This window comes from Roseateles sp. NT4 (assembly GCF_051857475.1).
Classification (GTDB): domain Bacteria; phylum Pseudomonadota; class Gammaproteobacteria; order Burkholderiales; family Burkholderiaceae_C; genus Pelomonas.
In genome coordinates, this window is record NZ_JBPZGZ010000003.1 from 655,638 (window position 1) to 667,621 (window position 11,984).

General features: G+C 70.3%; 9 protein-coding genes. 1 reads left to right on the top strand and 8 read right to left on the bottom strand.

What is annotated here, in order from left to right:
* Positions 1-38: 38 nt before the first annotated feature.
* Genes ACS5PN_RS21955 through ACS5PN_RS21975 form a run of 5 tightly spaced genes read right to left on the bottom strand, consistent with a single transcriptional unit; the run spans position 39 to position 6,111 of the window.
* Entirely contained in the window at positions 39-698 is a 660-nt protein-coding gene (locus tag ACS5PN_RS21955) for an ankyrin repeat domain-containing protein (RefSeq protein ID WP_439466135.1), read from the bottom strand.
* Between the two features lie 34 nt (positions 699-732).
* The gene (locus ACS5PN_RS21960) at positions 733-1,632 is read right to left on the bottom strand and encodes a helix-turn-helix domain-containing protein (protein WP_439466136.1); all 900 of its coding nucleotides are present in this window, start codon (positions 1,630-1,632) and stop codon (positions 733-735) included.
* A 7-nt stretch (positions 1,633-1,639) separates the two neighbouring features.
* Positions 1,640-3,505 (bottom strand): GGDEF domain-containing protein, encoded by a 1,866-nt coding sequence (locus ACS5PN_RS21965; protein ID WP_439466137.1) that lies wholly within the window; start codon positions 3,503-3,505, stop codon positions 1,640-1,642.
* Positions 3,506-3,508: 3 nt separating this feature from the next.
* A complete protein-coding gene (locus ACS5PN_RS21970) occupies positions 3,509-5,731 on the bottom strand; it encodes a putative bifunctional diguanylate cyclase/phosphodiesterase (protein ID WP_439466138.1) in 2,223 nt (740 codons plus the stop codon).
* Between the two features lie 11 nt (positions 5,732-5,742).
* Positions 5,743-6,111 (bottom strand): Hpt domain-containing protein, encoded by a 369-nt coding sequence (locus ACS5PN_RS21975; RefSeq protein WP_439466139.1) that lies wholly within the window; start codon positions 6,109-6,111, stop codon positions 5,743-5,745.
* 174 nt (positions 6,112-6,285) lie between these two features.
* Between ACS5PN_RS21975 and ACS5PN_RS21980 the strand changes: the two genes are divergently transcribed.
* On the top strand, positions 6,286-7,620 hold the full coding sequence (locus ACS5PN_RS21980) for a sensor histidine kinase (RefSeq protein WP_439466140.1): 1,335 nt from the start codon (positions 6,286-6,288) through the stop codon (positions 7,618-7,620).
* On the opposite strand, the gene ACS5PN_RS21985 is transcribed toward ACS5PN_RS21980, so the two are convergent.
* Genes ACS5PN_RS21985 through ACS5PN_RS21995 form a run of 3 tightly spaced genes read right to left on the bottom strand, consistent with a single transcriptional unit; the run spans position 7,617 to position 11,902 of the window.
* The gene (locus ACS5PN_RS21985; RefSeq protein ID WP_439466141.1) at positions 7,617-8,231 is read right to left on the bottom strand and encodes a response regulator; all 615 of its coding nucleotides are present in this window, start codon (positions 8,229-8,231) and stop codon (positions 7,617-7,619) included. The genes ACS5PN_RS21980 and ACS5PN_RS21985 overlap by 4 nt on opposite strands.
* Before the next feature lie 9 nt (positions 8,232-8,240).
* Positions 8,241-10,688 (bottom strand): sensor histidine kinase, encoded by a 2,448-nt coding sequence (locus ACS5PN_RS21990; protein WP_439466142.1) that lies wholly within the window; start codon positions 10,686-10,688, stop codon positions 8,241-8,243.
* A gap of 29 nt (positions 10,689-10,717) precedes the next feature.
* Entirely contained in the window at positions 10,718-11,902 is a 1,185-nt protein-coding gene (locus ACS5PN_RS21995; protein WP_439466143.1) for an EAL and HDOD domain-containing protein, read from the bottom strand.
* Between the last annotated feature and the right edge of the window lie 82 nt (positions 11,903-11,984).

Genomic DNA, 11,984 nt, shown 5'->3' on the forward strand with positions numbered 1-11,984 from the left:
CCGGGTCGTGAGCGCCGCGCGTGTGGTTTGACTCGGCTTCAGCCGGTCAGCGCCCGGGCCAGCTCGGCATGGCCGTGTGCCAGCGCATGGGCCGCCGCATCGCGGCCGGCATCGTCCAGCCGGTGTGGGTCGGCACCAGCCCGACGCAGCAGGTCGACCAGATCGGCCCGCCCGGCGCCGGCCGCGCCCTGCAGCGGCGTGACACCCTGCTGCTGGGGCAGGTCGACGGTGGCGCCGCGTTTCAGCAGTTCCTCGACCATGGCGGCATTGCCGCGGGCGACGGCCGCATGCAGGGCGGCGACACGCTGGGCGTTGTTCGCCTGTGCATTCACATCGGCGCCGGCCTCCAGCAGCCGCAGCGCCAGCCCGTCGTGGTGGAAGAACACCGCCAGGCCCAGCGGCGTGAAGCCGTCGGGCGCGAGCTGGTTGACGTCCTGGCCGGCCGCCAGCGCGCTCTCGACCACGTCGGTCTCACCCAGGATCAGCGCCTCGAAGAAGTCCGGCCTGCCACGGCGCTGGCGCAGCGCTGCCACGAGATCGCTCAGCGACATGTAGGCGGCCCAGGTCAGCGCCGAGACACCCGCCGCCGAGCGTTGGCTCAGCAGGCTGGGGTCGGCATCGGCCAGGGCCAGGGCGGCATCGGTGTTGCGCTGGGCAATGGCGTCCAGCAGGGCTTGCAGTGCGGGTTCGGCGTTCATGGGTGCAAGCCTAGGTCGGATCGGCCCAGGCCGCTTATCCTGGCTTGCCAATTGTCTTGAAGGTCTGGCGGTAGCGCGACGGTGACTGGCCGTAGGCGGCGCTGAAGCGGCGCGAGAACGTGGGCAGGCTGTCGTAGCCGACGGCCGCGCAGACGTCGGTGATGGACAGACCGTCCTCCTCCAGCATGCCGCGCGCCCGTTCCAGCCGCAGCCGGGCGACATGGGCGGCGGGCGGTTCGCCCACCAGCGCCCGGAAGCTGCGGTGGAAGTGGTGTGGCGCCATCGCCGCCTCGCGGGCGGCGCTGGCGAGGTCGAAGGCCTGCTCGAAATGCTCGTCCAGCCAGGCCTTGCCGCGCAGCACGCGGCGGTGGATTTCCTGGCGCACGGCGGGCTTGGCGGCGACGATGCGCTCGCGCTCCTCGCGCACCTGGGTGGCCAGGTCGGCCAGGGCATCCAGGGCCTCGCGCAGCCAGCCGTCCCAATGACCGGAACCATCCGTCGCGCCACCGGCGGGCAGGCGGTCCAGGCCGAGCATGAAGCGGCCGATGGCCGAGTCGCGGTCCCACAGGCGCCGGTTGACGGGCATGGCCTCGGTGTCGCGGGCATCCGGTGCATCCAGCAGGCGCACCAGGGCGCTGAGCCGCGTCGAGGCGACGTCGCGCACCAGGGCATCGGCGAAGAACAAGACCCGCGTCTGCACCGCCTCAGGCGCGGCGATGTCGAGGTCATAGGGCTCACCGTGCGTGGTGACGAGAAAGCGCCCGGGCCTCAGCGTGAAGGTCTGGCCGCCAACGGTCCAGCGCGCCTGGCCGCGCACGACCGACTTGATCGACAGCGGGCCTGGATAGGCGCGCACGTGATGCACGCGACCCCGCGCGCGCAGCAGCACATTGGCGTCGAAGAGGCTCTCGGGTGTCGTGCGGATCAGCAGCACGACAGCCTCACTCCGCGATGCAAGCCCTGTTCTTGCCGGTGTGCTTGGCCTCGTACAGGGCCACGTCAGCGCGGTCGAGGGCCTGCTCCAGCGTCTCGCCGGCGCGGTACAGCGTCACGCCGGCCGAGAAGGTCACGAAGACGTCCTTGCCTTCGTGGTTGAAAAGGGCGCTGGACAGCGAGCGCTGCAACCGCACCAGCACCTGCTGGGCCTCGTCCAGCGGCGTGTTGGGCAGCATCAGCACGAACTCCTCGCCGCCGTAGCGCGCCACCATGTCGCCGGGGCGCAGCGAGGCCTGGGTGCGCTCGGCCAGCGACTTCAGCGCGATGTCGCCGGCATGGTGGCCCAGGCTGTCGTTGAGCTTCTTGAAGTTGTCGATGTCCAGCAGGGCCAGGGCGACGCGAGTTGACTCCCGCTCGGCCTTGGCCTGCTCGATGCCGAAGGCCTGGATGAGGCCGCGGCGATTCGCGACCTGGGTCAGCTGGTCGGTGTGGACCTCGTTGGACAGGCGGCGCAACTCGCCTTCGAGCTCGTCCACGCGCTGGGTCAGCGCGGCCGCGCGGTCGTGTTCGAGGGTCAGGCGCTGCTGCGTCTGGCTCACCAGGCTCTGCACGCTGCGGCTTTCCTCGACCATCTCGCGGACGGTGCCGGCCAGGCTTTCCAGCGTGTCGGCCTGCTCGATGGCATCGGCATAGCGGCCGACGTTGTTCTGGAAGCGGTCGGTGTGCTGGCCCAGCTCGCCGAGCTCGGTCAGCATGCGCTGGATCAAGCCCTTGAGAGCGTCGCGTGCCCTGGAGCGCTCGTCGCGCAAGGCGCGCTGGCGATCGCGCGTGCCGGCCAGCAGCTCGGACACCGTGCGCACGCCGCGGCCCGACAGGCCCTGGGCCAGCGTGTTGTTCATGGCCTCGGCCTGGCCGCGGGCCCAGGAATCGTCCTCGGCCAGGTCGACCAGGCTGCCGCTCAGCTCGCGGCACAGGCCGCCGAGCTCGTCGAAGAGATGGCGGCGGTGGTCCAGCAGATGGCGGGCGCGCAGGCACAAGGCGGCCATCTGCGTCGCGCGTTCGGGGCTGGCCCCCTTGGCCTTGAGTTCGGCCTGGGCGGCGTCCAGCTCGCGCATCAGCGCGTCGGCCGGCGTCGCCTCGGTCTGCGGCGAGCGCAGCGCATGGCGCACGGTGCCGTTGAGTTCACCGCTGACGTCGGCCCATTGCGGGCTGGTGTCTATGCCGGGCGCGGCGGCGGGCGTGTCGCGCAGGCCGGTGCGGCTCAGCTCGCCAAAGCCGCTGCTGTCGCGGAATCCCGTCTCGGCAAACGTGCTTTCGGAGAAGAACTGGCTGGGTGTGCCGCCGTCCTCGTCCGTCTCGACGCCGCTGCCGTCGCCGTCCTTGTCCCAGCTCGCAACCAGCTGGCCCAGGCGCTTGACCAGCTTCTGGCTGTCGTTGCGGCCCAGTTCCAGCACGCGGTTGATGCCGTCCTTCTTGCGCGCCAGCGTCCAGTGCTTGCCGCCGCGCTCCAGGCCGCGCACCAGGCGCTCGATAGCCTGGGCCAGGGCTTCGGCCTGGGCGCCGGGGCCGGCCACGTCCAGGAGCTTGTCGACCTGGCGCTGCAACTCGTCGAGCTTTTGTTCGCGCAGCGTCGTCTGCAGGTCCTGGCGCGTGCTGCCCGAGGGCAGGGCCAGGCTGATGAGCTTGGACATCAGCTGCTGGATGCGCTCCGGCACGGCGCCATTGGAGCCGTTGGCGGCTGCCGCCGGCTCGCCGCCGCCTTCGATGGCGTAGGCGCGGGCGTAGTTCTCGGGCGTGGGCTCCAGGCGCGCCTGGGCCAGGCGTTGCAGCGCGGCCTTGGCGATTTGCGCCGGCGGGAGGCTGGACCGCATGGCTTAGCGTTGCCCGCGCGATGCGATGTCGGAAGCGCCGTCGGCCTGCGTGATCCACGGCGCCTTGCGCGGCAGCACGGTCTGGGCGATCCAGCGCTCCAGCTCTTCGGCCGGCAGGGCCTTGCTGAACAGGAAGCCCTGCATCAGCGAGCAGCCGAGGCGGTGCAGGACTTCCATCTGCCGCAGCGTCTCGACGCCTTCGGCGATGACGCGCAGGCCCAGGGCGCGCGCCAAGGCAATGATGGCGGTGACGACGGCGGAACTCTGCGGCGTGATGCCGAGGTCGCGCACAAAGGTGCGGTCGACCTTCACTTCCGAGATCGGCAGCGTGGTCAGGTAGCCGAGGGACGAATAACCGGTGCCGAAGTCATCGATGGAGATTTCGACGCCGACCTCGTTCAAGCGGTGCAGCGACGGGATGACGTTCTGCAGGTCCTTCATCAGGTTGTTTTCGGTGATCTCGAGCTGGATGGAACGGTGCGGCACGCCATAGGCGCTGACGCACTGGTGGATGTGCTCGACGAGATCGGTGCGCTCGAACAGCCGGCTGGGCAGGTTGACGGCGATGGAGTCGCTGAAGCCGAACTGCAGCGACCACAGCTTGGCCTGGCGGGCGGCTTCCTTCAGGGCCCATTCGGACAGCGGCACGATGAGGCCGGTCTCCTCGGCCAGCGGGATGAAGTCGGCCGGCGGCACCAGCACATTGCCGCGCTGCCAGCGCATCAGCGCCTCGGCGCCCACCATGCGGGCGGCGCGCACGTCGATCTTGGGCTGGTAGTGCAGCACGATCTCGTTGCGCTCCAGCGCCTTGTGCAGGGCGCTCTCCAGCTCCAGCTTCTGCTTGCCGTGGCCGGCCAGTTGCGGCGAATAGACGGCCGAGGCGTTGCGGCCCTGGCTCTTGACGGCATACATGGCGACGTCGGAATTGCGCAGCAGATCGGCCATGGTCTGGCCGTCGCGCGGGTAGAGCGCAATGCCGACCGAGGCGGTGACGAAGCATTCCTGGCCGCCGACGAAGATGGGCTCGCGCAGGGCGTCCAGCACACGCTGGGCAACGCGCTCGGCATCGCGCTCGTCGGCCACCTCGGGCAGCAGGGCGACGAACTCGTCGCCACCCAGGCGCCCCACGGCTTCCAGGCCGCGGTGGCTGCGGTTGCCCAGGCCGTCGAGGACGCCTTCCAGGATCTGGTCGGAATGGCGCACACAGCTGCGCAGGCGACGGCCGACCTCGACGAGAAGCTCGTCGCCGGCGGCATGGCCCAGGGTGTCGTTGATGACCTTGAAGCGGTCCAGGTCGATCAGCAGCAGGCCGACTTCATGCCCGCCGCGGCGGGCACTCTCGATGGCGCGCTCGACGCGGTAGATGAGCTGGCGGCGATTCGGCAGGCCGGTCAGCGCGTCGAAGTGGGCGAGCTGGCGGATGCGGTCCTCGGCCTGGCGGCGGTCGGTCACGTCCTGCAGGATGCCGGTGTAGCCGTTGACGCCGCCCTGCTCGTTGAATTCGGGCTCGGCCTCGATGTGGACGACGCGCTGGCGACCATCGGGCAGGGTCAGCGGCAGGTCGGTGACGAGGACGGAAGTGTGGGCGATGACGTCGCGCAGCAGGCGCAGGAAGACATGGCGGTCATCGGTCGGCACCATGCGCATGACGCCGATGAAGTCGAGCCGGTCCTGCGGGCCGCGGCCGAAGACGCGCAGGCCCTCGGCGGAGATGGCGAAGCTGGCGCTGGTGTCGCGCCACCATTCGAAGCTGCCCATGCGGGCCAGGTCCTGGGCGCGCGCCAGCTTGGCCTTGCTGCGCTCCAGCTCCAGCCGCGTGCGCGAGCTGCGCAGCAGATAGCGCAGCCGCCCGTCCAGCAGGCTCCATTGCGGTGACTTGACGAAGAAGTCCGTCGCACCGGCCTGGTAGGCACGGTTGATGGAGGCCTCGTCGTCCAGGCCGGTCAGCATCAGCACGGGCAGGGATTCGAAGCCGGGCGTGGCGCGCAGCAGCGAGCAGGTCTCGAAACCATCGAGCTCGGGCATCAGCGCGTCCAGCACGACGACGTCGGGCGTACGCGTGGACAGCAGGCCCAGGGCCTCGCTGCCGCTGGGGGCTTCGGTGACTTCGAAGCCACGCTCGCGCAGCGCCGCAGCGGTCAACAGCAGGTTGACCTCGTCATCGTCCACCAGCAACACGCGCGGGCGTGGCGGCAGGTCGTCGAGGGCTTGACCGGTGGGCAGCATGAGGCTGGGTGTCAAAGCAGCGCGGCCAGGGCCGTGCGTACCTGTTGGATGTCTTGGAGCATAGCGTCCAACTGCGCGTCCAGACCGTCCGTGCGACCGTCGCGGGCCATGGTTTCGATGTCGGCACAGCGTGCCGACAGGGCCATGGCGCCCAGGCTGGCCGACGAGGACTTCAGCGTGTGGCTGACATGGCGCACGACGGCGAGGTCGATCGCGTCGCCTTCTCGGGCGCGGGCAAGGTCGGGCAGCAAACGGTCCAGTGAGTTGGAAAAGGCCGCCACCACGCGCTCCAGCAGCTTGTTGCCACCGCTCGGGTCAAGCTCCCGCAGGCGACGGATCGCCTCGGGATCGAGCAGGGCTGCGGGATTTGGGGCGGTCATGAAGAAGTCTGCGGGTCAGGGACTCGGCATGCCTCTAAATGTATCTCGGGTGGGAGGGGGGTCAGACGCGAAGAAATGCACACATTCAGCGCTGCGCGCTGTGGTTATTGACATCGAACCACACCGGGCTTGCCCCCGCCTGTCGCCGGGAAAGCGCTGCCTACAATGAATCGCATGAACAGCCTCAGCGAGGACAGCGCGCTCACGTCGCGCCGCCAGGAGCGACGACTGCCGATGCGGCTGCTGATGCTGGCGCTGGCCACGGTCTCCATCCTGATGCTGGTGCTGGGGGGGCTGGTGGTGCTCGCGCTGATGCGCGTCTGGGGCGGCGAGGTCGGCCTCGTGCACGCCGCGCTGGTGCTGACGGCTTTCTTCACCGGAGTCATGGTGCTGGTTGCGGCGGCCCTGGGCTGGCATGCGGGCGTTCGCCTGACGCGCCAGCGCCTGTCCGAGCCGCTGCGCGAGGCGCGCCAGCAGATCCTGATGCAGGCCCAGTTGCAGCGCGACTGGCAATGGGCCACCGATGCCGAGCATCGCCTGGTGCGCTGGCAGGCCCCGCAGGGTGTGCCGTCGTCGAGCTGGGTGGCGGGCGGCGTTGGCACCCAGCTGTTGTGGGACCGTTTCGAGGATGCCGAGCCGGCCGCCCATTTGCGTGAGCGGCTCGCCGTCCACCAGCCCTTTGCCGACCTGAAGCTGGCGGCTGCCGATGGCGCCCTGCGCTGGCAGCTGCGCGGCCTGCCGTGCATCGATTCCCAGGGGCATTTCGCCGGTTATCTGGGCACGGCGCGTCTTGACGAGCCGGAGGCCACGCCGGCGCCGCAGCCGGCCCAGGCCGCCGACCTGACGGCCGAGCACGAGTCCTTCAGCTACACCGTCTCCCACGACCTGCGCGCGCCGCTGCGCGTCGTCGAAGGCTTTGCGCGCATCCTCAAGGAAGACTACGGCACCCGCCTGGATCGCGTCGGCAACGACCACCTCGATCGTGTCATGAGCGCCGCGGCGCGCATGAACAGCATGATCGACGCGCTGCTGTCGCTGAGCCAGCTGTCGACGCGGCCACTGGCCTGTCAGCCGGTCAACCTGTCGCAGCAGGCCGGCTACGTGATGGAAGAGATCCGCCGCGGTGCGCCGCAGCGCGAGCTGGTGCTGGACATCGAGCCGGGCCTGACGGTGCAGGGCGACCCGACGCTGTTGCGCATGGTGCTGGAGAACCTGCTGGGCAATGCCTGGAAGTACAGCAGCAAGGTGCCGCAGACCGAGATCAGCTTCGGCAGCGTGCAGCAAGGGGGCCGTCGCGTGTTTGTCGTGTCGGACAACGGTGCCGGCTTCGACATGCGCTTTGCCGAACGCCTGTTCGGCGTCTTCCAGCGCCTGCACAGCGCCAGCGATTTCCAGGGCACGGGCGTGGGTCTGGCCCTGGTGCGGCGCATCGTCCGCCGCCATGGCGGGGACATCTGGGCGGAATCTGCGGTGGGAGAAGGCTCCCGCTTCTACTTCACGCTGGCTTAGCGAGCCCCGGGCCGAGCCAGCAGCTCCAGCGCATCGACGATCCGCCGTGCCTGCTCGGGCAGGCTGTGGCCGTCGGCCGAAGCCAGGCTCATCAGCCGCGCCAGCGCCTCGTCGCGGGGCAGCGAGTAGCGATGCATCAGCACGCCAACGGCCACGGCCGTCATGTCCAGTTGCGGCAGCTCGGAAGGCGCTTCGAAGGCTTCGGCCATGGTGGCCGGAGCCGCAGGCGTGGCGGGAACAGGGGGCGTCGAGCGTGCGAAGGCGGCTTCGACGGCGGGCACGATCTGCGAGATGTCCAGCGGCTTGACGAGGTAGGCGACGGCGCCCAGCTCCTTGACCTTGGCCACCGTCGCCTCGTCGGCGAAGGCGGACAGGAACATGAAGGGCGTCTGCAGGTATTCACGCAGATAGGCGGCCACATCGAAGCCGGTCAGGCCTTCCATGCGGATGTCCAGCAGGGCCAGCTCGGGCCGGTGTTCGCGGGCCAGCAGGATGGCGTCGTCGCCGTTGTCGGCGTCGATGACCTCGAAGCCGGCCTGCGTGAGCCCGTAGCTCAGCGTCGCCAATACCAGACGGTCGTCATCGACGACCAGGATCTTGCCCTTGCTCACCGTGCCCCTCTATCCAGAACTTGGTTTTGTGGCCGGATTGTGAACCACGCTGGGTGGAATCAGTTCCAGGCGGCAAACCACGTCCTCGCCCTGCTGCTCCAGGCTCAGGATGGCGCTGCGCCGCGGCAGCAGGGCCCGCACCAGGCCCAGGCCCGACACGCCGCTCTTGACGTTTTGCAGCGCAAAGCCTTCGGGCAGGCGGCCGGGGTTGGCGATCTCGACGGTGACGCCGGCCGTGTCGCAGATCAGCTGGCAGCGCACCTGGGCTTCGTTGCTGTGCTTCAGCGCGTTGCCCAGCAACTCGTTGAGGCTCAGTGCAATCGGGATGGCCTCGGCCTCCGGCAGGCACCAGTCGTTCAGCAACGCGCCACCCTCGGCCGTCGTGGTCAGGACGCGGCCCTGCATGCGCTGCACCGAGCCGACGATGGCGTCGAACACTCGCTTCAGCACCAGCGGCCCCGTCGCACCGACCTGCAGGCCGTAGACCTGGGCAATCGCCTGCACCTGGCCGACGGCTTCCTTCAGCACGCCGGCCACTTCGGGGCGGCGCACGGCGATCTGCTGCAGCAGGCCGGCGACGCCCTGGAGGTTGTTCTTGATGCGGTGGTGCACTTCGCGCACCAGCAGTTCGCGCTGCGAGATGGCGGCCTGCAGCCGCGCCTGCTCGGCGGCGCGCTGCTCGGTCACGTCACTGGCAACCAGCAGCAGCAGCTCGGGCGTGTCGTCGCCGCCGACGCCGGCGAGGTGCAGCAGGCGCGCGTCCCAGATGCGTGTGGCCCCCCCGGCCGGCACGCGGTATTCGCGCTGCACGACGGTCTGCGATTCCAGCGCCTCGCGCATGTCGGCCACCACCTGGGCGCCCTGTTCGTCGCCGAAGAGCTGGGCCGGCGTGCCGCCCAGCATGGCCGCCTCGGGCCGGCCGGCCAGCGTGGCCGCGGCGTGGTTGAGCTTGACGATGCGCAGGCTCTGCGCCTCGTGCAGGGTGATGGCCAGCGGCGCGCCTTCGATGATGCGGGCCAGCGAGGCCTGGGCCATGCGGCTCTGGGCTTCGGCCTGGCGGCGGCGGTCGATATCCAGCAGCGCATAGGTGGTCTGGGTGCCACCGTCCTCGCGCGGCGTCTGCACCGCGTTGCCGATGACCCAGAACTCTCGCCCGTCGCGGCCGCGCAGCCGGCACTCGAAGACATCGGTGCCCGGCTCGGCGTGGAAGGCGTGTTCGTCGTCCTCCGGCGCCAGCACGCCCATGGGCTGGCCCTGCACGTCTTCCAGCTCGCAGTCGAACATGCGCCGTGCCGAGCGGTTCATCCACTCGATGCCGTCGGGCCCGACGGTGACGATGCCCACCAGCACCGAATCCAGCACCGCACGCTCGCTTTCGGCGCGCAGCAGCAGGGCGTTCTCGGCCTGCGCCTGGGCGGTCACGTCCAGGGTGACGACCGAAGTGCTGCGCCGCCCGCCGGCCAGCAGGCCCGGCGCGACGCGCGTCAGCAGCCAGCGCCGGCCCAGCTCGGGGTGGCGCACCGCATAGCGCACCTCGACGGCATCGCCCTTCTTCAGCGCGCGCTGCAGGCGCTCGAATTCGGGCAATGATGCCGGCTCGACGATCTCGCGGTTGATGCCCTGCAGCGAGCCGACGGAGGGCTTGGCGCCGGGCTTGAAGGGCGACCCCTTGCGATGGGCCTTGAGCCAGCCTGCCTCGGGCTGGAAGGTGGCCAGGCCGACGGCGGCCGTGTCCATCAGGGCGTCGAGCTGCTGGTGGGCCAGGTCGCGCTCGTGCAGGGTGCTCTGGTCCTCGAGCTGGGCCAGCAGCAGGGCGCGGCCGTCGTGACGCCACAGCCGCAGCCGGGCCTGCAGCCAGCGGTGGCGGCCCTGGGGGTCGATGAATTCCGCTTCGGTGAGCAGTGGCCCGTCCTGGGCGCGCTGGTCCGTCAGCGCCGGCAGCGGTGCGCCGCGCATCCAGCCCAGCAGGGCCTGCAGCAGGTCGGGCAGGTCGTTCAGATGGCGGGGTGGGGCGGCGCACAGGGCGTCGAAAGCCGCGTTGTGGCGCAGCAGCGCACCGCTGGCGGCGTCGGCGAGCATGGCGGGCTGCGGGGACAGCGCCAGCCACTCGGCCAGCGGCGGCTCGCCCGGGTCGGCGGCGCTGAGGCGGGCATGCAGCAGCCAGTTGGGCCGCTCACGCAGCAGGTGCAGGGTGGCGCGCTGGCCGTCGGCCAGCTTCAGGGGCGGAGCGGGCGGCGGCGCGCGGCCGGCGTCGATGGCATGGGTGGCCTCGCGCAGCCAGGTTTCCAGCCGCATGCCGGCCGCATGGCGCAGCAGCCGCCAGCCTTCGGCGGCGTCGCTGCCCAGCCATTCGCGCGCGGCCGGATTGGCACGCAGGGCCGACAGGTCGGCCCGCAGCGTCAGCACCGGGTCGCCGACGAGGTCCAGCAGGGCAGGGGAGGCGGGCGCGCCGAACATGGCGGGTCAGCCGTCCGATGTCGGCCGCATCATTCCAGTTGGGCTGCCTTGTGCAGGGCCCGCAGCACGCAGGCATTGACCTCGCCGGCGCCGATCATCAGCGCATCGGCGCGCTCGCGGTAGTCGAACACGCTCTCGGACTCGATGGCCTGCACCAGCTGCAGATAGGGCAGGAAGGGGCCGCTCTCGTCTACCAGGGCCTGGCGTACGCGCTCGGGCACGGGGATGGACTGCAGCAGCTTCTCGAAGGGCTGCTTGAGCATGTGGTCCAGCAGCGAGAACAGGCCGCAGATGAACATCTCGTCGCGCTGCTCGCGGTCTTCGATGCCGGCGGCCAGCTCTTCCATCAGCAGGCCGCGGCGCACGGCGCCGAACATGATGGGGCGCATGCTGTGGTCCTTGCTGGCCGTCGTCAGCAGCAGGGCCAGCCAGCGCTTCAGGCGGGCATAGCCCAGCAGCATGATGGCGTGGCGGAAGCTGGACACCTCGACCGGCAGGCCGAAGGCGGCCGAGTTCATGTAGCGCAGCAGCTTGAAGGCCAGGCTGGGGTCGCGCTTCAGCGTCTGCTCCAGGCGCTCGACGTCCTCACCCTCGTCGACGCGTGAAATGAGCTCCATGATGACCTGCAGGTCGGCAGCGATCTCGGTCTTGGGGGCGCCGGCAGCGGCTTCGAAGGCGCCGTCCATGGGCCAGCCGATGACGGTTGCCGCGCCGGCCTTGAAGCTGGCGTCGATGGCGTCGGCACCACGCACGCCGGCGTGCACCACCGCGACGCCGGCCGGGGCGGCCTGGCCGGGCTCCAGCACCACCTGCTTGAAGAGGGCGGCGACGTTTGCCGGCAGCGGTGCGTTGGGCAGGCCCTTGAGCAGGCCGGTATGACCCGCCGCCTTCAGCGCGGCAATGGCGTCGGCATGGGCGGGGTCGGCGGCGATGAAGGCCGGCACCTCGATCTGGGTCGGCTCGGCGGGCGGCTGGGCCAGCAGGGCGGCCAGCAGGGCCTCACCCTGGGCGCTGATGACCTCACCGCCTTTGGGCCAGGTGGCGGACAGCGCGGCCAGCAGCTCGGCATGGTCGGGTTTGGCGTCGGCGCGCAGCGGCACCAGCGTCAGCCGGGTGCCGGCAATGTTGCGCTGGCGGTCGATGACCGGTGCGTAGCCCAGGGCGACACCGGGCAGGATGGCGTGGTCGAGGGCGTCGGGTGTGTTGTCTGACATGGCGCGGCACGTGGCTGGCGGTGAATGCGGCAGTCTGCCATGAGCGCCGCCAGCCCATGCGGACGAATCGTGACCGAATTCA